The sequence below is a fragment of the Chryseobacterium sp. genome (assembly GCF_008831505.1).
Lineage (GTDB): Bacteria > Bacteroidota > Bacteroidia > Flavobacteriales > Weeksellaceae > Marnyiella.
In genome coordinates this window covers 1,591,236-1,613,888 of record NZ_CP044507.1, presented here as the reverse complement: position 1 = coordinate 1,613,888, position 22,653 = coordinate 1,591,236, and the positions used below count along the sequence as shown (strand labels likewise).

General features: G+C 41.0%; 17 protein-coding genes, 1 tRNA gene and 2 pseudogenes. 19 read left to right on the top strand and 1 reads right to left on the bottom strand.

The window, feature by feature from the left end:
• Positions 1-37 precede the first annotated feature (37 nt).
• The 6 genes from F7R58_RS07605 (at position 38) to F7R58_RS07580 (ending at position 7,201) form a co-directional block, all read left to right on the top strand.
• On the top strand, positions 38-1,492 hold the full coding sequence (locus F7R58_RS07605; protein WP_158064335.1) for a SusD/RagB family nutrient-binding outer membrane lipoprotein: 1,455 nt from the start codon (positions 38-40) through the stop codon (positions 1,490-1,492).
• The gene (locus F7R58_RS07600) at positions 1,489-2,238 is read left to right on the top strand and encodes a glycerophosphodiester phosphodiesterase family protein (protein WP_158064334.1); all 750 of its coding nucleotides are present in this window, start codon (positions 1,489-1,491) and stop codon (positions 2,236-2,238) included. Before F7R58_RS07605 ends, F7R58_RS07600 begins: the two co-directional genes overlap by 4 nt.
• A gap of 4 nt (positions 2,239-2,242) precedes the next feature.
• Entirely contained in the window at positions 2,243-3,829 is a 1,587-nt protein-coding gene (locus F7R58_RS07595) for a calcineurin-like phosphoesterase C-terminal domain-containing protein (protein WP_158064333.1), read from the top strand.
• Positions 3,830-3,950: 121 nt separating this feature from the next.
• Positions 3,951-4,023 (top strand) — tRNA-Met (locus tag F7R58_RS07590).
• Between the two features lie 1,509 nt (positions 4,024-5,532).
• Positions 5,533-6,060, top strand: coding sequence for a hypothetical protein (locus F7R58_RS07585; protein WP_158064332.1), 528 nt, complete (start codon positions 5,533-5,535; stop codon positions 6,058-6,060).
• Between the two features lie 22 nt (positions 6,061-6,082).
• Entirely contained in the window at positions 6,083-7,201 is a 1,119-nt protein-coding gene (locus tag F7R58_RS07580; RefSeq protein WP_158064331.1) for a PD-(D/E)XK nuclease family protein, read from the top strand.
• 46 nt (positions 7,202-7,247) lie between these two features.
• Here the strand turns inward: F7R58_RS07580 and F7R58_RS07575 are convergent, their stop codons facing one another.
• Positions 7,248-7,613: a DUF2493 domain-containing protein gene (locus tag F7R58_RS07575; RefSeq protein ID WP_158064330.1), complete on the bottom strand. Its 366-nt coding sequence runs from the start codon at positions 7,611-7,613 to the stop codon at positions 7,248-7,250.
• A gap of 96 nt (positions 7,614-7,709) precedes the next feature.
• Between F7R58_RS07575 and F7R58_RS07570 the strand changes: the two genes are divergently transcribed.
• The 13 genes and pseudogenes from F7R58_RS07570 to F7R58_RS07510 all read left to right on the top strand — a co-directional run bounded on the left by F7R58_RS07570 (position 7,710) and on the right by F7R58_RS07510 (position 22,647).
• The gene (locus tag F7R58_RS07570) at positions 7,710-8,663 is read left to right on the top strand and encodes a helix-turn-helix transcriptional regulator (RefSeq protein ID WP_158064329.1); all 954 of its coding nucleotides are present in this window, start codon (positions 7,710-7,712) and stop codon (positions 8,661-8,663) included.
• A 464-nt stretch (positions 8,664-9,127) separates the two neighbouring features.
• Entirely contained in the window at positions 9,128-9,397 is a 270-nt protein-coding gene (locus F7R58_RS07565) for a hypothetical protein (RefSeq protein ID WP_158064328.1), read from the top strand.
• Between the two features lie 98 nt (positions 9,398-9,495).
• Complete coding sequence (locus F7R58_RS07560) at positions 9,496-11,094, top strand: class I SAM-dependent DNA methyltransferase (RefSeq protein ID WP_158064327.1); 1,599 nt, start codon at positions 9,496-9,498, stop codon at positions 11,092-11,094.
• Positions 11,091-12,329 carry a restriction endonuclease subunit S gene (locus F7R58_RS07555; protein ID WP_158064326.1) on the top strand — a complete coding sequence of 413 codons (1,239 nt, stop codon included), beginning with the start codon at positions 11,091-11,093 and terminating at the stop codon, positions 12,327-12,329. Before F7R58_RS07560 ends, F7R58_RS07555 begins: the two co-directional genes overlap by 4 nt.
• Positions 12,330-12,525: 196 nt before the next feature.
• Positions 12,526-12,947, top strand: a pseudogene (locus F7R58_RS13140) (GxxExxY protein).
• Positions 12,948-12,961: 14 nt separating this feature from the next.
• Positions 12,962-13,255: a hypothetical protein gene (locus F7R58_RS07545; RefSeq protein ID WP_158064325.1), complete on the top strand. Its 294-nt coding sequence runs from the start codon at positions 12,962-12,964 to the stop codon at positions 13,253-13,255.
• A gap of 41 nt (positions 13,256-13,296) precedes the next feature.
• A pseudogene (locus F7R58_RS07535) lies at positions 13,297-14,831 on the top strand (DUF262 domain-containing protein).
• On the top strand, positions 14,828-16,969 hold the full coding sequence (locus tag F7R58_RS07530; RefSeq protein WP_158064322.1) for a DUF262 domain-containing protein: 2,142 nt from the start codon (positions 14,828-14,830) through the stop codon (positions 16,967-16,969). Before F7R58_RS07535 ends, F7R58_RS07530 begins: the two are co-directional and overlap by 4 nt.
• A gap of 6 nt (positions 16,970-16,975) precedes the next feature.
• Positions 16,976-20,146, top strand: coding sequence for a type I restriction endonuclease subunit R (locus tag F7R58_RS07525; RefSeq protein ID WP_158064321.1), 3,171 nt, complete (start codon positions 16,976-16,978; stop codon positions 20,144-20,146).
• 127 nt (positions 20,147-20,273) lie between these two features.
• Positions 20,274-20,717 carry a hypothetical protein gene (locus F7R58_RS07520; RefSeq protein WP_158064320.1) on the top strand — a complete coding sequence of 148 codons (444 nt, stop codon included), beginning with the start codon at positions 20,274-20,276 and terminating at the stop codon, positions 20,715-20,717.
• Positions 20,718-20,731: 14 nt separating this feature from the next.
• Positions 20,732-21,070, top strand: coding sequence for a hypothetical protein (locus F7R58_RS07515; RefSeq protein WP_158064319.1), 339 nt, complete (start codon positions 20,732-20,734; stop codon positions 21,068-21,070).
• 259 nt (positions 21,071-21,329) lie between these two features.
• Positions 21,330-21,503, top strand: a complete 174-nt coding sequence (locus tag F7R58_RS12945) for a hypothetical protein (RefSeq protein WP_187695218.1) — start codon at positions 21,330-21,332, stop codon at positions 21,501-21,503.
• 211 nt (positions 21,504-21,714) lie between these two features.
• A complete protein-coding gene (locus tag F7R58_RS07510) occupies positions 21,715-22,647 on the top strand; it encodes a helix-turn-helix transcriptional regulator (RefSeq protein ID WP_158064318.1) in 933 nt (310 codons plus the stop codon).
• The last annotated feature ends 6 nt before the right edge of the window (positions 22,648-22,653 follow it).

The window sequence follows — 22,653 nt, the reverse complement described above, 5'->3', positions numbered from 1 at the left end:
GCAGAACTTTTTTCATCAACTAAATAAACAGATTATTATGAAACGCATCATTATAAAGGGGAGCCTTCTCCTGTGCTCAGTATTTGTGTTCAACTCCTGCGGCCGCTCTTTTGAGGAAATCAATACGGACACAAGTAAAATTATCAACCCCACCGCCGGCAGCCTGCTGGCTCCCATACAGTATGACATGGCCACTTATGGTTATAACCGCGCAGATGATTTCACCTTCCAGATTATGCAGGTAGCCATACCTTTTCCAAACGAGGGCAATACGGTGAGCAGGTACTACCTGACCGAAGGCACCGGCGCCGGCTACTGGAACACGAGTTATAAATGGCTGAAGCAGGTTAAGGAAATGCACACCTATGCTGTTGCTGAAGATCAGAAGAACTACCAGGCCATTGCTTTGGTGCTGAATGCCTTTATTTACGCCAATCTGACAGATGCCTTCGGGGATATCCCTTTTTCAGAAGCCCTGCGGCTCGAGGAAAATCTGGACCGGCCAAAATTCGACAGTCAAAAGGATATTTATTTAAGTCTTCTGGCTGACCTGAAGGCAGCAAACGCACTGTTTGATACCACCAAACCTCTTGCTGAAACAGATCTTTTTTACCGTGGTGAAGCTTCTGCAGGAAATATGGTGAAGTGGAAAAAATTTGCGAATTCACTGTCGCTGCGGCTGCTGAACAGAATTCAGAAACGTAACGGCGAGGTAAATGTGCACGCCAGGATTCAGGAAATCGTGAACGATGCTGCTACCTATCCAATCTTCCAGAATGCTGCGGATGGTGCTGTACTTGATATTTCCGGCGTTGCGCCGTTCACTGCGCCCATTGCCAGACCTCAGGACTTTACCGCTTACCGGGCTGCAGGAGAACTTTTTGTTAATATCCTTAAAGATAACGGTGACCCAAGACTGAGCCAGTTCTTTACCCAGGCGAAAAGTCTGGCCTCACCAAACCCCAATATAGGTTATTTTGGAGCCCCTGCAGGTTATGCTCCCGGAACGTTATTTAACTATCAGCCTTCCAATATGAACCAGAATTTGGCAAAAGCTCCAATGAAAATCCTGGTGTATCCTTACTCAGAACTTCAGTTTACCCTGGCCGAATTTGCGCAGAAGGGAATTATAGCCGGCAATGCCCAGACCTTCTACGAAAATGGTGTTAAAGCCACACTGGAGCAATGGGGAGCTGCGGTTCCTGCCAATTATTTTGCCAACCCAAAAGTGGCTTACAACGGCACGCTGGAACAGATTATGACCCAGAAGTATATCGCGCTTTTCTTTGTGGACCATCAGCAGTGGTATGAACAGCGGCGCACAGGTTATCCCGTTATGCCCAACAACGGTGGATTACTGAACAATGGCCAAATGCCTCAGCGGATGATGTATCCCACAAATCCGAGGATAATGAATACGCAGAACTATAATGCAGCGGTGGCGGCCATGGGCGGAGATGATATTAATGTGAAAATGTGGTGGAACAAATGACAAAATATGTAATCTTACTGATGATGTTAACCGCTGAACTGATGAGTGCACAAACACGGATTATTGCCCACCGTGGTTTCTTCCAATCCAATCCGCCAACCGCTGAAAATTCGCTGCAGGCTTTGAAAAATGCGCAGGCTATAAAAGTGTACGGATCTGAGTTTGACGTCAGAATGACAGCCGATGGAATCCTGGTGGTGAATCATGATGAGCACCATGCCGGTATGGAAGTTTCGGAAAACGCATTATCATCATTGAGAACCCATAAGTTGTCGAATGGTGAAGAACTTCCTACTCTGAAGCAATACCTGGAACTGGGAAGACGTACGCCCGGGATGAAACTTATTGTGGAACTGAAACCTGCCAAATCAAAGCAACTTGAACATATAATTGTGGAAAAGGCCCTGAAACTGGTATCAGAAACGAAAACTGAAAATCAGGTGGAATTCATTTCATTCAGCCTTAATATCTGCCGTGAAATAAAAAAGCGGCAACACGCTTACCCGGTGCATTACCTGAACGGAGATCTGTCGCCCCAACAGCTTAAAGACGAACATCTGGACGGTCTTGATTATCATTATAAGGTCCTGCTGGAAAGACATCCGGAATGGATTGGCGAAGCACGTAAACTGGGACTTCTGACCAACAGCTGGACGGTGAACGATACTGAAACTTATAAAAAACTACAGGTGATGGGAATTGATTTCGTTACTACCAATATTCCTGACCAACTAAACAATCTTTAAAAACATGAATGTAAAAATATCGGCATTATGCCTCTTCATTTCCTCTTTTGCAATTGCCCAAAGTGCCATTTCAGGTTGGGTGTACGAGGATTCCAACGGAAACTCAGTGAAAGAAAAGCGCGAAAAAGGAGTAGCAAATGTGGCAGTTTCCAACGGGGTGGAAGTGGTACTTACAGATAAGAACGGACGTTACACGCTGCCGCTGTACGGACACCACACGGTTTTTGTGATCAAGCCTGAAGGTTACCGTACAAAGGTTGATGCCAACAATCTGACTCAATTTTATTATCACCACAAACCAAAAGGTTCTCCTGCCACTTTCAAATATAAAGGAACTTCGCCTACCGGGAAACCTGCATCAGATCTAAATTTTCCGCTGTACAAAAATGACGAAAGCAAAGATTTTCAGATCCTGGTATTTGGTGATCCGCAACCCTACAACCTTAAGGAAATCGATTATTTCCGAAGAGGGATCATCAATGAGGTTAAGAACAACCGCAGAAACGCAGTTTTCGGTATCAGTCTGGGAGATCTGGTGGGCGATGATCTGTCGCTGCATCAGCCTTATATAAAAGCTGTAAAAGAAATTGGCTTGCCATGGTACAATGTCATTGGGAATCATGATATGAATTTTGATGCAGTGGAGGATCATCTTTCGGATGAGACTTTTGAAGAGAATTTCGGACCTGCCAACTATGCATTTAACTACGGCAATGTTCACTTCATGGTCCTGGATGATATTCTGTACCCGGACCCTCGCGATGGCAAAGGTTACTGGGGAGGCTTCAGGGAAGATCAGCTTAAATTTATCGAAAACAGTCTCAAACATGTTCCAAAGAATAAACTGGTCGTTTTGGCCTTTCATATTCAGATGATGCCCGAACGCGAAGGTGACGATCACTTCAGACTTTCAGACCGTAAAAAGCTTTTTGATTTACTTAAGCCTTTCGAGAACGTATTGATGATGTCGGCACATACCCATAAGCAGACCCAGATTTTCTATGGAAAAGGAGAAGGCTGGGAAGGCGCGTCAAACCTGCATGAGTACAATGTGGGTACTACTTCCGGTGACTGGTATTCGGGCACGGTTGATTCCAGCGGCGTTCCGGCGTCGGTTATGCGAGACGGTACCTATCGTGGTTACTCCTTTATTGACTTCAAAGACAATAAGTACAGTATACAGTATAAAGCCGCGGGCATGCCGGAAGAGTTTCAAATTAAACTGTATGTACCTCAGGTAATTGCAAGCCGCAGGAACTCTGCCCGAATTGTGGCTAATTTCTTCATGGGCAGCAAAAATGACGTAGTGGAATTCCGTGTGGACGGAGGCGACTGGAAACCACTGAGCTATACCGAGAGCCTGGATCCTTCATTTTTACAGTCTGTAATGAAATGGGATTCTACAAATGAACTTTTACAGGGCAGGAGGCCTTCCAATGCGGAGGAATCCAAGCATATCTGGTCCGCACCGTTCCCCGGAAAACTGCCATTGGGTGTGCACAAACTGCAGGTAAGAGCGACTGACCGATACGGAAAGGTTCATACCGCAGAACAGAACTTTGAGGTGAAGGAGCCGAATCCGGTTCCATAATTTCAAATTTTTTCTTAGTTTTTCTTTCGGGGCCGGCTGATCTGTTTCAGCCGGCTTTTTATGCAGGAATAGTATTAACATTTGGTAAGCTGACTTTTTTGTCATATATTTGCAGTCATATCGCGGGGTAGAGCAGTAGGTAGCTCGTCGGGCTCATAACCCGGAGGTCGCACGTTCGAGTCGTGTCCCCGCTACTAGACAAAGAGAATCACAGAGGTGGTTCTCTTTTTTTGTAGCATGTGGAGGGCTCCTATTCGCCACGGCGAACGCACGTTCGGGTCGTGTCCCCTCTACTAGACAGAGAGAATCACAGAGGTGGTTCTCTTTTTTTGTAGCATGTGGAGGGCTCCTATTCGCCGCGGCGAACGCACGTTCGAGTCGTGTCCCCGCTACTAGACAGAGAGAATCACAAAAGTGGTTCTCTTTTTTTGTAGGCAGTGGAGGGCTCCTATTCGCCGCGGCGAACGCAGGTTCGAGTCGTGTCCCCGCTACTAGACAAAGAGAATCACAGAGGTGGTTCTCTTTTTTTATAGCCAGTGGAGGGCTCCTATTCGCCGCGGCGAACGCAGGTTCGAGTCGTGTCCCCGCTACTAGACAAAGAGAATCACAGAGGTGGTTCTCTTGCTTGGGGATCCAGGATAGCAGACGTCAGATGTCAGACATCAGACAGTTTATCGCCGTAAGTTGGTGGTTAGAAGGTTAGGAGGTTAGGTGCATATGTAGTAGGGTGTTTGAGTGTTTGAGTTTTTGAGGCAGGATGTTAGATTTCAGATATTAGATTTCAGATTTCAGATGTCAGACTCCAGAAGGTTATGAAGAGACCAATCAAAATAATCCTGAATCAAAAATTCAAATTTCAGTTTTCTGCCTCGCCGCACCTGCTTCACCACAAAGGTCACAAATATTTCAGAAAGAACACAAAGAAGTAATTCAAAATTCAACATCCATAATCCATGATCTCCGAGCCCTCTGTGCATCCTCTGTATCTCTGTGGTTAGCAAAGAGCCAGAGTTTAGACGTGAGATGCAAAATGTCAGACATCAGACAGTTTATCGCCGTAAGTTCGCTGGTTAGAAGGTTAGGTGCATATGTAGTAGGGTGTTTGAGTGTGAGTATTTGAGTTTTTGAGGCAGGATGTTAGTTATCAAATATCAGATGTCAGATGTCAGACTCCAGAAGGATAGAAGGTTATGAAGAGACCAATTAAAATAATCCTGGATGCAAAATTCAAAATTCGGTTCTCGGCCTCGCCGCACCTGCTTAACCACAAAAATCACGAAGAATTCAGAAAGAGCACAAAGTAGTAATTCAAAATTCAAAATTCAACATCCATAATTCATGATCTCCGTGCCCTCTGTGCATCCTCCGTATCTCCGTGGTTAGGAAAGAGCCACGATTTTAGACGTCAGATATCAGAGTGCACACAGTTTACAATATTAAGGTTTAACAGTTTAGGAATTGGCATCTGCGCAACCGCTACACCAGTACGATTTTTACACCTTTGCAGAACATCATAATTAGCAGTTCATGATCGTGGTAATTCGAAAAGGACAGAATTGGGCCATAAATCAACATCTTTGATTTCTTAATATTGTAACCATTACCAAGCAGCTAAATTGCTTATGTTAAACGTCTCATCCTGTCGTGACGGACATATATTTTTGTTTTAATAATATTTAAACAAAAAGAGTTAAGAAGTTAGAATGAAGAAAACACTTTTATACATCCACGGTTATGGATCTGACCGTAATTCACGTAAGTTCCTGGACTTAAAGAACTATTTTGGCGCAGAATATAACTGCCACTGTTTAGAATGGATGGTGGAATCCGATATTGAGCATCTTCTACGACTGGCTCTTAGGAAATGTGAAAAAATCAGTCGGCTAGTTATCATAGGCGATTCTACCGGCGCTAACCTGGCCTATCAGCTGCGGGAGATGCGCAGTGTGCCTGAGGATAAACTCATCCTGCTCAGCCCGTTGCTGGATGTTTCTACCCGTTTAAGGAATATTCCGTTTCCAATAGCATTTGAGAAGCAACTTATTAAAATTATTAATCCTGAAAAGTGCTTGATAATCGCTGCGCGTGAGGATGAGGTAATTGACCAAACGGTCATCTTTCACCAAAAAGATACACAGTTTGTGCTGCATGAGGTTAAAGATGGACACCGCCTGGAAAAGTTTACGGAATATTTACCGCTAATCAGAGATTACATCAACAGTATGAATTGATATTAAATAACGAACTAATCATATGAATTACAATTTTATTAAGGATGTATCCAGTCTGCTGGAAATCTATAATTTGAAACGTGAGCTATCCGGGGAAAACTTCAATATTTTTTCCATCATGAGTATGGAGTCAGATGAAGTCTTTACCCACTCCGCGTTGCTGGCAGAGCTTTTAAATCCAAAAGGGAGTCATGGACTAGGAGAGAGACCTCTTATGCTATTTATTGAGCAGTTCCTGGACGAGAATTACCCAATGGACACAACAACTGCATCATGCAGGAAAGAAGAGCATATTGGCTTTACAAATGAGGCAAGTACTGAGGGCGGACGGGTTGATATTGTTGTCAAGGATTTAAAAGGGCATGTGATACTTATTGAAAACAAGATTTATGCGGCTGAGCAGCTGAATCAACTGCAGCGGTACAGAAACAACTATCCGGATGCAGAATTATTTTATCTTACGCTGGATGGTAAAGAAAGTGACCAGGCCAGTAGTGATCAGGAATTTAAAATATACAGAAATTTGTCCTACAAAGAGGATATTTGTTCATGGATTGAAAAGTGCGCACAAATGGCATATGACAAACCTATGCTTCGTGAGATTTTGAACCAATATCTTCATCTAATCAAAAAATTAACTAATTCCACAAACAATACTGAAATGACTGAAAAAATTACTGATATTATAACCGACAACTTCGAAGCCTGCCTGGAGATCTATAAAAACTTTGAGCGCGTATCCTTAAAAATCAAAGATGATTTGCTGGAAGAGATGGCCGCCTCATTAAAATTGGAATTCCCATATTTAACTATTTCTACAGGTCCGCACAGAGATGTGAAGTCCATTAAACTTTCAGGTTTTACAAATGGTGCTACAATGAATTTCAGATTTAAGAATCACAAATGGCCGGTAATCAGCATTCGTCCTGAGACATCTGATTACGAGGGCGCAGGGTTAAGCGGTTTCAAAACTGACACCGTTGACGGCAAGATTGCCGCATGGTGGAAAATACTTCCAGTCCTGACAGACGACCGCCTTCTGCCCGCCCAAAAACAGACAACACATGACGAAATTCTTAAGCAAATCTCAGATACAGTACTTTCTGTAAAGACTGCCAGTTCAGCAGCCATCGCGAATTGAGTGCCTAATTAACGTAGAGAAAAGGAATGCAGTCGCATTCCTTTCTTTACTCCTCCTGGTTGTAATTAAATATGTAGATGATTTTACCCAGTTCTTTTGCTTTATTAAGTGCATCCCGCGTGCCGTTCGAACGGCCGTCCCAAAATGCATATACAATATCCGAATGTTCAACGATCTCGGAATTCCTTATAAAAGGTGCGGCCCGGCCGAACTTCTTATAATCCGGACGGTAAACCACCATGGGACGTCCTATGTCCTTAGCATAACGTTCAGCAAGGGTATCAGCACCTTTTGCACCACCGGACACAATGCATTCCACAAAACTCAGATTGTCAAATTTTTCATCCAACATTTTCTTCATAAAGTCATAATCATCAAAATCACGACCTCCAATAATTGCACATTTCAGCATAACATTTAATTTTTATGCGAAACTATTGGGCACGCGCGCCAGGGCATGTCGCTGCGAATTATTTATGAAGTTTGTTAACTAAAACAGAATAGCCCAATGTCGTTACTTGATACATTAACACGTCACCGGATCATTATTCAGAAACTGCGCGTAAAACCCTGCAGTTTTGAAGAAATTCAGGGCAGACTGAATAAAGAATCGGAAATAACGGGCGGAAATTATGTTGTTTCCATCCGCACCTTTCAGCGTGATTTGCAGGATATCTCCACGCTCTACAGCATAGAAATCGCTTTTAACAAGTCCACAAAAAAATATGAGATTGTCTGTTCAATGGCTGATGAGTATTCTGAACGCATGTTCGAAGCTTTTGATATTTATCAGGCACTCAAAAGCCGCGATGATTTCTCTGAATATATTCAGTTCGATACCCGCAAGCCCTCCGGTACGGGGTATCTTGCCGAACTGCTGGTCGCTGTCCGGGACAGAAAACAGATTAAAATCACCTATCAGAAATTCTGGTCGGACACTTTTGAAGAGCGTACGCTTGAACCTTATTTACTGAAGGAATTCAGACGGCGCTGGTATGTTTTTGCCTATGAGCTCAATTCGAGGGATTTCAGGGTTTTTGGTCTGGACCGTATCAGGAACCTGTTGGAAACCGGCCTTAAGTTTCAGCATCCCAAAACTGTTCATCCCAAGGAATATTTTACAGAAGTCTTTGGAATTATTGGCTCTTCGGGTGACTTTACAACGCAGGACATTGTACTTTCATTCAGAAAAAGTCCGGCAGACAGTATCTATATTCCCAATCAGGGCGAATATCTCAAAACCATGCCGTTGCATGCGTCGCAGGAAATCATGAAAGACACTCCGGAAGAAATCATCTTTAAAGTCAGGCTGAAACCAAACTGGGAGTTTATGATGGAACTTTTGGGATATGGTGAATATGTGGAAGTACTGGAGCCTGCATCACTACGTGATGACCTTCAGAAAAGGCTAAAGGCCGCTTTGAAAATGTATTCGAATGCTGAAATCCGGGGCAGAAGTTAAAAAGATTAAAGGAAAAAGTCAAAAGATCCTAGAGCCAAGAGTCAAGATTTTAGATATAAGACATCAGATGTCAGATTTCAGATTTAAGGCGTCCATGTACCGATGTAAGTTGGGTTGTTGGATGGTTAGGAGGTCAAAAGGTTAGGAGATTAGAAAGTTGGGAGGCTAGATAATTACCAAGGTCCACAAATCCAGAATCGATAATCTAGAACTTCGTGTTCCCTGTGCAGCCTTTGCGCTCTTTGTGGTTAAGTATAGCCTAGAGCCTAGAGCCAAGAATAAAGATATCAGATTCAGACAGTGGCAATCAGATAACCGTCACCCTTTGTCTTACTACCTGTCTATCTTTGTCGGTGAGCGCCAGGGGAAAGTCTGATAGGTTGGAACAGACTAAAATCTTTTACATCTGCTGTTTTCCAGCTGGCTGAATTTAATTAGATTTGTTAAAAACACAATATAACCGAATGAGACCCGAAATTTACTGCAGCGGCCGCTACTGCCTCGATTTTTCCCAGATTAAAACCATCAAAAAAGATTCTGAAGCAAATACCATTATTTTCGAATTTAAAACCCGCGCCGAATTCCTTGAGAATCCAGAAACCGGCGAGCTGCAACTTTATCATATCAACGAGTCACCGGTGACAACGGTGCCTTTCCATGACTTTGACTGCCTGAATGCCTACTTTGAGGAGGTGGTTAAAGACTGGGATATCTTCGTGACAGCGAAGGGGTAAATTTATATTTTTCTTATTGACTCCAAATAATTTAACATCAGCATCATGACACCGTATCAACTGGTTTCTACGGTGGCCGTGCTCTGTAAAAATTACAAATGACCCAAACATCAATCAAACAACTCGAAATAGAACTGTGGGAAGCCGCAGACGAACTCAGAGCCAACTCCAAGCTGACGGCTGCCGAATACAAAGACCCTTTACTGGGACTGATTCTGCTGCGCTTTGCCGAAAATAAATTTCATGAGGCTCAGCAGCAGCTGGAACAATCCCTGCCCGTAAATCCGCGTACGCAGAAACGCCGCGAAGCCACCAAAGATGATTACGCACGTGCCGGAGCCATGTTCCTGCCGGAAAAAGCCCAGTACAGCTATCTGGCCGCGCTGCCGGAAAGTGAAGATCTGGCCGAAGCCGTGAATACCGCCATGAAACTGATTGAAGCGGAATATGAAGAGCTCGCGGGCATTCTCCCGAAGAACTATCAGGACCTGACGCCCGAAGACGATACCGACAATAACCTCCTGGCCAACCTAATCCGGATTTTCAACAGCGATTCGGTGCGGCAGGCGAAAGGCGATGTGTTCGGGCGGGTGTACGAATATTTCCTGATGAAACTTTCCATGATGGGTGCAGGTGCACAGGAAGGTGGCGAATTCTTTACGCCGCCGTCTCTGGTACAGCTCATCGTTAACTTTATTAAGCCCGACCACGGTATTATTCACGATCCGGCCTGTGGCTCGGGCGGTATGTTTGTGCAGACGGCACATTTCATTAAAGACCATCTGAACAGAAGGGTGAACGAAGCCATAACGGTGTATGGCACCGAATATAAATCCAACACCACCCGGCTGGCGAAGATGAACCTTGCCATTCACGGCATTGAAGGCAAAATAGCCAACAACAATTCCTTCTACAGCGATCCGCATGAACTGTACGGCAAATGCGATTTTGTGATGGCCAATCCTCCGTTTAACGTGGATAAAGTAGATGCGAAAAACAAATTCCTGGCGGAAGACAAACGGCTGCCTTTCGGTGCGCCGTTGACCGGAAAAGGAACGATTGGCAACGCCAACTATCTGTGGATACAGTATTTTATGTCGTACCTGAACCCGAAAGGCCGTGCGGGTTTTGTAATGGCTTCTTCGGCTACGGATGCCGGAAATGCCGAAAAACGTATTCTTGAAGAATTGGTAAAAACCGGAAATGTAGATTGTATTGTTTCTATCGGGAACAACTTTTTCTATACGCGTTCGTTGCCTTGCCACGTTTGGTTTTTTGACAAAGGCAAACGTCCTGAAAACAAGAATAAAATCCTGATGATCGATGCACGTAATGTGTACCGAAAAGTAACCACGACGATTAACGATTTCTCGGAAGAGCAATTAGAAGGCTTAACAGCAATAATGGCGCTTTACAGAGGCGAAACTCCAGAAGTAGCTGCTGATAACGCTTGGTTTAACGAGCATTTCCCTGATGGAACCTATCGTGATATTGAAGGTTTGTGCAAGATGGTGACGATAGACGAAGTAGCCGAACAGGATTACAGCCTCACACCAGGACGTTATGTAGGCGTGAATATAGACATTGATATGGATTTTGATTACCAAAGCCGTATGCAAGAACTCCACAGCGAATTAGCGACCTTGAACGAAGAAGCCAACCAGTTGATGAACCAAATTCAAGCGGTGAAATTATGAGAATAAAAATTGGAGATGCTTGTGAATTTATAAATGGTGGAAGTTGGACTGAAAGTGATTATCGTGAATGTGGACTTCCTGTTTTAAAGGTTTCAAATTTTAATAGTTCAGGATTTACTATTAATGATATAAGTTTTTTAAATTCTGAATTAGGAAATAAATACATAAAAAATAAATTAGAAATTAACGATATTATAATTGCAACTGTTGGTTCTCATCCAAGTTTAGTTAATTCAGCTGCTGGTAGAACAATTAGAGTTAATTCAAATGTTGTTAATTACTTTTTAAATCAAAACGCAATTTGTTTAAGAGTTAATTATGATGAAAACATTAATCAGATTTACCTGTATTATTTAACTGAAACAACTGAATTTAGAAATTTTATACAACAAAGGGGAAAAGGGGCTGCTAATCAGATGAGGATTCCAATTTCTGGAATTAAAGATTTTTCTTGGGATTTTCCCCCACTCGAAACCCAAAAGAAAATCGCTTCGATTTTATCAGGTTATGATGATTTGATAGAGAACAACCTCAAGCGCATCAAAATTTTGCAAGAAATGGCACAGCAAACCTACGAAGAATGGTTTGTGCGTATGCGTTTTCCGGGGCACGAATCCGCAACCATCAATCCCGAAACAGGTTTGCCTGAGGGTTGGGAGAAAGTGAAAATTGAAAATTTATGTATGGTATCAGGTGGCGGTACTCCATCAAAAAACAATAAAGAATATTGGATAGATGGTGATATTAATTGGTTTACGCCATCTGATTTAACTAAGAATAAGTCATTAGTTATTACTGATAGCGAATTAAAAACTAATAGTTTAGGGATATCTAAAAGCTCTGCGAAAATTTTACAGTCTGATTCTTTTATAATGACTAGTAGAGCAACTATTGGTGTGTTCGCTTTATTAGATAAGCCTTTTTCAACTAATCAAGGTTTTATTAATATAACTCCTAACCATAAAAATTTGAAAGGATATTTATTATATAATTTCATTTTTAGAATGGATCAATTGAAAGGTTTAGCGACTGGTGCTACATTTCCCGAATTATCTAAATCAAAATTTAAGGTTTTAGATATTATAAAACCTTCAGTTGAGGTATTAAATCAATTTTCAGAATATTTTGATGTAATAACAAAACAGCTATTCAATCTAACATACCAAAACCAACGTTTACGTGAGGCGCGAGATATTTTATTGCCACGCTTGATGATGGGGATGGTGGAGGTGTAGGTGTCTGAACTTTGATTAAGCTGATTATTGTGATGAATATGATTTTTTGAAGGTTAGGATTTGTGATGTTTAAACGGATTATCAGAGCAATCAAATAAATCAAAAAAATCACAGTTCAGACAATTGATAAGTGTAATTATAGAAAAAAATCACACTTCAGGCATCTAGAAGTCGACCATTAATAATAAATAAAATTATGATAATCAACGAGCAGTATAAATATTCGGAGTTAACTTCTAAGATTATTGGCTGTGCGATGAAAGTACACAGCGCCTTAGGAAATGGATTCCAGGAAGTGATTTACCAGCGCGCATTACAGATTGAGATGAATGATCACCAGCTGTCTTTTTCACGGAACATGTGATGCCTGTTTATTATAAAGGGCAGAAAATTGGGACCAGAAGACTTGATTTTTTGATAGAGGAAGTAATTTCTGTAGAACTGAAAGCACTGACGCAACTGGAAGATGTGCATTTCGCGCAGGCTATTAACTATCTGGAAGCGTATGATCTGGAAGTGGGCCTGCTAGTTAATTTCGGGGCAAAGAGTTTAGAGTTTAAACGGTTGCTCAACCATACCTTCAAGCAAAAAAATCAGGGCAATCCTGATGTGAAATAAAAAAAACAATAACCATGAGAGAAATTGAAAAACTAAGAGAAAGATTAGAACATTACCGCAACGAACTGGAAAATGAGAACTACGATGCCGAGCAGGATGTAGTAGATCTTGAGTTAGAAGTTACTGAAATGATGCATCAGTTTGATTATCAGAATGACTTTAACTACAAGGGAAAGCCCACTGAATTTAATGCTTTGAAGGCAATCTTACAAGACATCAAAAAACTAAAAAGAGAATTTGATTTTTATGATGAACAGGGCGAACGGGATATGATGTTCCCTAATGGGGATGAGGAGGATTTTGATTAGGAGAGTATGGATGTTTTTAGGAATGATTAATTTAAATTGATATGATTGAAACAAATACATTGGTTGCAGATGAAGTTGTAAGTCAGATAAATGTTGGAACCATAACATTATCTGATCTATTTAAAAATAAATTATCAATTCCAGATTTTCAGCGCCCATATGAATGGAGTGAGCGATTAGTTTTAAAACTGTTTAAAGATATTGATGACCATTTCTTTTCAGATACAATTGCCACTAAAGATGTAAGTGATTTTTACCTAGGGTCAATTCTTTTAAATAAAAAGGAGGGTGAAAATTACAAATTGTGGATGGGCAACAACGATTGACAACTTTTCTTATTCTTGATTATTTGGTTGATCCAGCAAAGTGCTACCTGCAGAATAATTCTTTTTTTTATCACAGTAATATCTCTGTGAAAAACATATTAGAAGTTAAGAAAATAATAGAAATTTATAAAAATCAGTACCACTTTACTAATACTGAATTTTATACAGAAGTATTAGGAAAAATACGTCTGAATATAATAATAACGTCTGATGAGAACAAAGCTTTTCAATTTTTTGATTCACTCAACAGCAAAGGTAAAAAGCTAGATACTATAAATGTATTGAAGTCGTACCATCTTCGAGAGTTAAAAGATGAAGTAAAGTTACAAAAAGAAGTAGCTTCAAGCTTTGACTCGTTAAATGCAAAAATAGAGAGCAGGAGTTTTAAATTAAGTAAAATATACTCCTTAAATAATTTTGTCTCTCTTTTATGGGTAAAACATAATTATTGGACTAAAGGTGATTTTAGTCTTATAGATAAAAATGCAATTGAAAATTATTTTCGGGATAATTCAGTACGTTATGGTGCAGATGTAAAAGCTATAAAATTGTTTCCCGGTATTCGAAATATGCGTAATACAGAAGTCGTTATTGGAGAAAATAAACATATCTACACTTCGACTTACGAAGAAGCACTAGGTTCTAATAAGCTTATTGATTTTAATCCAATGCAGCCCGTTCAGAAAGGATTAGGATTCTTCCTTTCCTTGGAAAGATTACGAATTTATTTTGATATTTTGTTTATTAATTGTGAGTTTCCGAAACTGGATAAAATAACTGGTATTGTTAAAGGGTCTTATAATGATTATTTTTTACATTTTTATTATCTGCTTGTCTTAGGGTATTATGTGAAATATGAAAAATATAGGTTGGAAGAATTTGCATTTGAAATAGAACAGATACTGGGTAATAAATTTTTGTATCTACAAAGTGTCCGGAGAGAATCACCTGAGGTCATGATGCGCAAAGAGTTTAATATATTACAACATATTTATTTAAATATAGAGCCGGACATATTGTTGGAAGAAATCGTAAAATATAAAATGAGGGTAAAAGTGAAGGATATAGGCAACACAGAAGAACGGAATATCACCACCTTCAAATTCAAAGATAAAAATGTTGAATATTATTCCCATACATCTCGACCTGAATATGTAAGGAGAGCAAAAAAAACATATCTATCTGAAGAAGCTACAGATAAAGAATTTATTGCAATGAACTGGAAGAACGTTAAAATTAAAATACAATGATTGGTTTTAAAAAAATAAAAGAAGTTATTCAAGTAGAAGATGGGATTACATCTAATTATTTTAGTTTAGAAACTCTTATACACTTTTCCGAAACTATTCATTTACAGATACCACTTTACCAGAGATTGTATGTTTGGGGTGTTGAAGAAATCAAACTTTTTATTGAAGATATTTCTGAAGCTTTTTTAGAAAATAATGGGTCGTATTATATCGGCAATATGATGTTTGCAAGTAAAATTACAGATGATAAACTAGTTATTGATTTAATAGACGGCCAGCAAAGGTTCACTACATTATGGCTATTATCGATTATTCTTGGACAATACAGTAATGACCTGGCAAAGTTTGCCTTTGTAAATGACAGACCTCGTTTGAGTTTCAGTTCAAGAGATAAAGTGAATGAGTATTTCGCTCTATTGGGTAATCAAACAATTGATATATTAAAAAAGGAGAATATTCACTTTGATGATCATGATGAATCTCTTGAGCCAATTATAGGTGGGATGTTAAATATTTTCAATTCCTTAAAAGAAGTAATTATTAAGTATGGTTGGAAGGAAGATAACTTAGAAGATTTTGGAAGTTACATCTACCAAAATCTTATAATGGTTCAAACTACAGTTCCATCCAAAAATAATCTTAATCAAATTTTTGAATCATTAAATAGTGGCGGGAAGCAATTGGAGAATCATCAAATCCTTAAATCGAGGTTTTTAAGTGTTCTAAGAAAAAAAGAGAATTTATCTAATGCTGACATTGATGTTTTAGTGTATAAGTGGGATGCATCTTCAAAAATGAATCTTTATTTAGAAAGAAGCGTGTACAGCACTACAGCTGAAAAATGGGAAAAGGTCCTTCATTCACAGATTTGGAATTCAGGATTCCACTCCAATCACTCCGATGCCTATTTTCTGTTAAATAATTACATAGCGAATGATAGAAAACCTATTGACTTACTATCTATTTTAGAAAATGAACCTGACGCTTCTGTATCAAAAAATAACTCTCAGCACGAAAACAGCAGAAGTATAATTGGATTTCCCCAATTAATTTTACATACTTTGAGAGTGTATAATCTGTTATATAACATTAATGATCCCATCCAAGTGGATTCAAAAAATTTACTGAGATTTTTTTCCACAGACAAAGGAGAATTTTCTTCATCGGAAAATATTGTGAAATTTATTAATTTATTATTTGAACTGAGATTCTTATTTGACAAATTTGTCATTAAATGGACTTCTGAAGATGAGGATAATCAAGAAAGCCTTTTGATTAATAAAGTATATTATAACAATAGCGACAAGTCTTACTCAGTAAAAAGAGAATTTACAGAAAGTAATAAACAGCTAAGTCTCATACAGTCTGTCCTGTATATTGTACAAGAGTCCAAAACTCAATATTGGCTCACGTCCTTTCTTTATTATTTGTACGACAGATATAATCACCAGAATGTCTTAGAATCCTACGAAGATTCTATTATATCATCCACTTTATTTATTGAAAAATTGGACAATTATTTCTATTGTCAAAAAAATGATGATCAAAGTATGTCACAACTTAGTTTCAAAAATTTTAAGACCATATTTGAAAAAGAAGTAAGTGGAGATTTTAATTTTATCCATCAAGAGCTTAATTTACTAAATGGAACATTTTTCTTCCGATATTGGTTTCATAAAACGGAATACTTAATTTGGAAATATAGAGATGAATTTAAAGCCATAATACCCGAGGCGGAGTATCAGCTATGGAATAAATATAAAATTACATTTAAGACTTCTATAGAACACATCTTTCCCCAAAGTAAGGATCACTTCGAAGAAGATGCGGATCGTGTTTTATATCAGAAGTCGGTTGAAACGCCGATATTGAAGGATCATTTTGGAAATTTAGTATTATTGACTGTGAGCGAAAATTCTGAATATTCTGCATTAATGCCGGAAGTTAAGAAGGATAAATATAGAGCTAAACTTGAAAATAATTATATTGATTCATTGAAGTCATCTCTTATCTTTAATTTAGTTGTTACCGAAGATATAGACAGAAAATGGATTAAAGAAGATTGGAATTTCAGCAAAGCGCAATATCACTTAGAACACCACATCATTCCATTGTACGAAAAACATTTAAAATTGTAATAAATTATGTCCTACGAATACTCAGAAGACGCTCTTATAGAACAGGCCACTGAAGATGTGCTGAAGGAACTCGGCTGGACGACCATTACCGCCTGGCAGAATGAGACTATTGGAGAAGCGGGCTTGCTGGGGAGGGACAATAAAACCGAAGTAGTACTGGAGCGGCATCTGCTGGCAGCGTTGAAACGCTTTAATCCCGGCTTGCCTGATCTGGCGTATTCGCGTGCTATTGAGAAAATCGTACAGAAGGAATCGGGGAAAACCACCGCGCAGCAGAACAAAGCCAAAGCACTCCTGCTTAAAAATGGCGTTGAAGTTTCGTTCATCACTGAAGAGGGTAAGTCACAGAAGAAAATTCTTAAAGTTTTTGATTTCAGGGATTACCGCAACAATGAGTTTCTGGCCGTGCGCCAGCTGGAAGTGTCGGGTGAACTGCACAACCGCCGCCCGGATGTGATAGGATTTGTAAACGGGATTCCATTGGTTTTCTTTGAACTTAAAGCGCACGCCGTGGATCTGCGTTCAGCGTATGAGGACAATCTGAAGGATTATAAAGACACCATTCCGCATATTTTCTATCACAATGCATTTATCATTCTTTCCAACGGTACCGACGCCAAAGTAGGAACCATCACAAGCCCTTACAAATACTTTCTGGACTGGAAAAGGATTACGGAAGAGGAAGAAGGCATAGTAAGTCTGGATACGCTGCTCCGCGGTACCTGCGCGCCGGAAAATCTCATGGACATTTTCGAAAACTTCCTCCTGTTTGATGATAGCAGCGGAAGCATCGTAAAACTGATGGCCAAAAACCACCAGTTTATCGGCGTAAACCGTGTGTTGGAAAATGTGCAGAACATTGAAGACCTGGAAGGTAAACTTGGTGTTTACTGGCACACGCAGGGGTCGGGTAAAACCTATTCGATGGTATTCCTCTGCGAAAAGATCCACCGCAAGTTTGGCGGCGCCTATACCTTCCTCATTGTGGTGGACCGTACCGAGCTGGAGAATCAGGCCTATGATACTTTCTCCGGTGTGGGAGTGGTGCACAACAAAAACATCATTGCCGGAAAGAAGAAAGGCATTTCGGGGCGCGAGCATCTGCGGGAACTGCTGAGCGAGAATCACCGCTATGTGTTTTCCCTTATCCATAAATTCTCAATCGATCCTGCGTTAGAAACAGAATATCCGCTGATTACCGATCGCAGGAATATTATCGTCATCTCCGATGAGGCACACCGTACCCAGGGCGGAAAGTATGCGAGGAATATGCGCTTCTACGGACTTCCGAATGCTTCCTACCTTGGTTTCACAGGAACACCTATTATTAAGGATGAAGAAGAGGTGACGAAGAATATTTTCGGTGAATATGTATCCGTCTACGATTTCAAAAGAGCCATTGAAGATGAAGCTACGCTTCCTTTAAAATACCTGAACAGAGGCGAGAAGCTGAAGCTTGAAAATCCGGCCCTGAACGAGCAGATGGCGGAAGTTTTCGAAAACGAGAATCTGGACGAAGACCAGAAAAAAAAACTGGCCTTTCTGTTTAAAAAGGAATATCCCATCTTAACCGCGGAGCCCAGACTCCGTAAAATAGCGAAAGACCTCGTGTGGCATTTCAATGAAAGAGGCTATCAGGGAAAGGCGATGTATGTCGCGCTGGATAAACCTACAGCCGTACGGATGTACCAGTATGTGATGGAATACTGGCCGGAGTATCTGGCCGAGCTCGACCAGCAGATTGCCTTGTCAAAAGATCCGCAGGAAGAGCAGGAACTTCGCCGCAAATACAGTATCGCTGCTTCAACTGAGGTTTGCGTGGTGGTGAGTCAGGAACAGAATGAAGTGGATAAATTCAGGACGATGAATCTGGATATTGAAAGTCACCGCCGAAAGATGGTGGAAAGAAATCTGGAGAAGGAATTCAAGGACGAAGACCATCCTTTCCGCCTTGCGATTGTCTGCGCCATGTGGATTACCGGTTTTGATGCGCCCTGTGTCTCGACCGTGTATCTGGACAAACCCATAAAAGGGCATACGCTGATGCAGACAATTGCGCGTGCCAACCGTGTGTATGATGACGAAAAGGAAAATGGACTTATCGTAGATTATGGTAATGTGTACCGGCAGCTCGAAAAAGCCTATGCGGTTTATGGTGAAGGTGACAGCGGAAAGAAGGGAGGCGGCAAATATGATGATAAGCCTTTTGAACAGTTGGAAGCCATGGCCGGAGAGGTGAAGTCGGCAATTGCAGAGGTAACCGCCATGCTGCAGGAACTGGATTTTGATCTTAAAGAACTGATGGATGCTACCCCAATGCAGAAAATTGCAGCGATTAACAAAGGAGCGAATGCGGTGTGCCGTAATGAAGAAACCCGCGCCAAGTTTGAAATCTCTGCCAGAAATGTGTTCAGGAAATACAAAGCCCTCTTTCCCGAAAAGCAGGCGAAGCAGTTTACAAAACAGTACAATGCGGTTGACGCGCTGTACAGTAAACTAAATCAGAAAGTAAAGTCTGCTGATGTCACGGAAATCATTATGCGGCTGCAAGCGGTGGTAGACGAGCATGTGCAGGTGGATCATGTGGCTGAACCCGTAAACGTTGAAATAGATCTGTCAAAATTCGACATGGATGCCCTGCGGAAAGCATTTGAAAAGGTAGCCAGAAAGAATGAATTGGTGTACGATCTGAATACGGCCGTAGAACAGAAACTCGAACAGATGCTTCAGGAAAACCCGTTGCGTCTGGATTTCTATGAGCGGTACCGGGAAATTGTTGAGGCTTATAACAACGGTAAGAGTGAAACAGAACTGATCCGCAGTTTTGAGCAGCTGACGGCGTTTGTAAAAGAACTGTCGGCGGAGGAGAGAAGAGCCTACTCAGAAAACTTGGACCAACAAACCCTTTCGATCTTCGATCTTCTGATTCAGAATAAAGAACTCAATCTGAAAGAGCGCGAACAGGTGAAAAAAGTTGCTAAGGAAACCCTGGAACTACTGCAGCGCGAGAAACTGAATATTCCCAACTGGAAGGAAAGCCGTGAACTGAAAGCCGGTGTGAAGACCATCATCTACGATCAGCTTCTCTGGCTACCCGAGGAAAAATATACCGATGAAGAAGTGAGCATGAAGACTGTTGCGGTGTATCAGCATCTTTACACGTATAGTTTTGCTTAGGAAGTAGAATATAATCTAACCTGCCTTCGCTTGTCCTTATAGATAAGGTCTTAACTGGTAAGTTAAGATAATTTCTTAACCGCCATACTTTGTCCCTCAACTATCTCATCTTTGCAAAACACAAATCATGAAAACAAAGATGGTTAATTCTCAACTTTTTGAAACCAGAGCCGCACTGCTGAATTCACTTCTTATCCTCAACGACCTGGAACGCAGGAAGCAGAAGGCAGTAGCTGATCAGAATTATCATCTGATGAAATCTCTGACCTTGGTGTTAGATCAATTTGGGGTAGACATAAAGAATTTGGAAGACAGGAATCGGGAACTTGAGGCAGAATTGAATGTTGAATCTGTCTTCGGTGAGCTAAGTGAGTTTATTTTCCCCAAGACCAAACCGGATTTCTTTAACAGCGATGTTTTTCAGCGTCTACTGGACGGGATTAACGTGTTAGTTGATTCCGAAATGAAGGAACTGTCCCGAAGAAAAGGCCGTGAGAACTACTTTGAATTGGTGGCAATTCAGCAGAAATTTAGCACCCGACTTAATTATGATGGAGATGAAGTCCGTTAAAAGTTTAAAGAATTATGAGGCGAACACTTAAGGCAAATCAAACTCAACATGATATCCCGGAATCACTCGAGTCCTATCTGGATAACCAGGACAATCTTTACCCCCGTAACCAGGAAGAAGCTATGCTTGAAGCAATATGGACAGAAAGTGAAGATGCACCTGCGTTGACTGAATCTTTCCTGCAGCAATTCTATAAATTCAGGTACTCGCAGGAAATGCCGGCAAAGGACCTTACTGAACTCGCTTGTTATTTGATCGGGTTTGTTCGGAAAACCCCAAAAGACCGGCTGTTAAAGTTTTTCGCCTATACGCTGGAAAGTAAGATAAAGGAGGTTAATCACAGAACGCTGTAATGATATCTGCCAACGGGAGGTGATTTCTTTTCTTGTCCCAGCCGACTTAACCTTGTCAGGGTTTCGAACCCTGACAAGGTTTATTTTAGAAAGGTATTATGGGCACAGCTGCTAATCAGCGTCACGGTATTGCGGGGTGTGCATTTCAGTAATTTCTTGAAAAACCACCAGGCAGCAAACCAAGCGAAGTCTGTTAAATAATGTTTAAAACCGTCCTCTCCAGGCGTTGTCTGAATCTACTTTTACAAAAAAAAACAGAATGAACAAACTGATTTCACATTTCTTTGAGAAGGTGCCTGAGGACGAACTTACATGCGCGCGGGAGTATTCAGTTGGCGAAAAGATATTGAGGACTTTTTATAAGTGTCTGCTGATTGCCATTCCGGTTGGTTTTATACTGTTGGTTACTTCAGTTCTGGTTGCAGCTCTGTAGTTAGTTAGAAGGTACAAGTGAAAAGAAAAAGGCAAATAGGCATCCGCCGCTGTCGGCAGAGATCATTCCCAGTTGGAATTCACAGAGTTTAAAGCATAGTGCGTATAGCCAGAACAAAGGCAAAAGTAAAAACAAAAGGCAAAAGTATAAAGTTAACCGTCGTAAAATGGCGTTTTACTTCTGTATATTTACCGCTTAATAAACACAGATTATGGCAAAGAATGAACAGATCCTGAGACTTAAACTGATTGAAGTCCTGCTCAGGGAGCGTAAGGAAAATGGTGCTTCCTACGACGAAATTGAAAAATACCTGGAAAAACAGTTTGCCTCCAAGGACCTGGGTTCGGAACTGAGGTTCAGCAAAAAAACCTTTGAGCGCGATAAGAAAGCCATTTCTGAAATTATGGGATTTGAGATTTCGTATTCGCGTAAATACGATAAATACGTTATCAGCGAGGAGGAACTGGAGCAGTCGCAGGACAGTGTTTTCGATAATCTGCTGCTGGTGCAGGCGTACCGCGAGACCCGTGACCGCAGCGACATTATGTTTTTTGAGGACCGGAAGTCCAGGGGTCTGCAGCACCTTCATGGCCTGGTGCACGCCATTATGAACCGGCGGCTGATCAGCCTGCGCTATCAGAGTTTTTCTGAATCGGAGGGAAAAGACAGGGTGCTGGAACCTTACGCGCTTAAGGAATTCCGTTACCGCTGGTATCTGCTGGCCCGCGACTCCGACAAAAATGATTCAGCGCAACCTGATGGCATAGTTAAGGCCTATGGCTTGGACCGTATCTCCGCTCTTGAGATAAAGAAAACCACTTTCCAAAGGACAGATTTTGACGTAAAGGAGGAATACAGCAATCTTTTTGGCATTATTTCGCCAAATGATCATAAACTGGAGGAAATTGTACTGAGTTTTGATGCCCATCAGGGTCAGTACATCAAGTCTTTGCCGCTGCATCATTCGCAGGAAATTATTCAAGACGATGACACCGAACTCCGCATCCGTCTCAAGCTGTATCCCACCTACGATTTCAAACAGGAAATCCTGTCCTACGGCAACCGCGTTTGCGTAATAAGCCCTGCCACTTTTCGTAATGAGGTTAAAAAAGAAATTCAGGAGATGCTTGCGTTTTATGAGTAATCATCC

Excerpts from the sequence above, each read along its gene's own strand:
- F7R58_RS07525 (WP_158064321.1), top strand. The coding sequence starts at position 16,976 with ATGTCCTACGAATACTCAGAAGACGCTCTTATAGAACAGGCCACTGAA.
- F7R58_RS07595 (WP_158064333.1), top strand. The coding sequence starts at position 2,243 with ATGAATGTAAAAATATCGGCATTATGCCTCTTCATTTCCTCTTTTGCA.
- F7R58_RS07545 (WP_158064325.1), top strand. The coding sequence starts at position 12,962 with ATGAGAGAAATTGAAAAACTAAGAGAAAGATTAGAACATTACCGCAAC.
- F7R58_RS07605 (WP_158064335.1), top strand. The coding sequence starts at position 38 with ATGAAACGCATCATTATAAAGGGGAGCCTTCTCCTGTGCTCAGTATTT.
- F7R58_RS07560 (WP_158064327.1), top strand. The coding sequence starts at position 9,496 with ATGACCCAAACATCAATCAAACAACTCGAAATAGAACTGTGGGAAGCC.
- F7R58_RS07600 (WP_158064334.1), top strand. The coding sequence starts at position 1,489 with ATGACAAAATATGTAATCTTACTGATGATGTTAACCGCTGAACTGATG.
- F7R58_RS07555 (WP_158064326.1), top strand. The coding sequence starts at position 11,091 with ATGAGAATAAAAATTGGAGATGCTTGTGAATTTATAAATGGTGGAAGT.
- F7R58_RS07580 (WP_158064331.1), top strand. The coding sequence starts at position 6,083 with ATGAATTACAATTTTATTAAGGATGTATCCAGTCTGCTGGAAATCTAT.
- F7R58_RS12945 (WP_187695218.1), top strand. The coding sequence starts at position 21,330 with ATGAACAAACTGATTTCACATTTCTTTGAGAAGGTGCCTGAGGACGAA.
- F7R58_RS07585 (WP_158064332.1), top strand. The coding sequence starts at position 5,533 with ATGAAGAAAACACTTTTATACATCCACGGTTATGGATCTGACCGTAAT.
- F7R58_RS07520 (WP_158064320.1), top strand. The coding sequence starts at position 20,274 with ATGAAAACAAAGATGGTTAATTCTCAACTTTTTGAAACCAGAGCCGCA.
- F7R58_RS07570 (WP_158064329.1), top strand. The coding sequence starts at position 7,710 with ATGTCGTTACTTGATACATTAACACGTCACCGGATCATTATTCAGAAA.
- F7R58_RS07510 (WP_158064318.1), top strand. The coding sequence starts at position 21,715 with ATGGCAAAGAATGAACAGATCCTGAGACTTAAACTGATTGAAGTCCTG.
- F7R58_RS07565 (WP_158064328.1), top strand. The coding sequence starts at position 9,128 with ATGAGACCCGAAATTTACTGCAGCGGCCGCTACTGCCTCGATTTTTCC.
- F7R58_RS07515 (WP_158064319.1), top strand. The coding sequence starts at position 20,732 with ATGAGGCGAACACTTAAGGCAAATCAAACTCAACATGATATCCCGGAA.
- F7R58_RS07530 (WP_158064322.1), top strand. The coding sequence starts at position 14,828 with ATGATTGGTTTTAAAAAAATAAAAGAAGTTATTCAAGTAGAAGATGGG.
- F7R58_RS07575 (WP_158064330.1), bottom strand. The coding sequence starts at position 7,613 with ATGCTGAAATGTGCAATTATTGGAGGTCGTGATTTTGATGATTATGAC.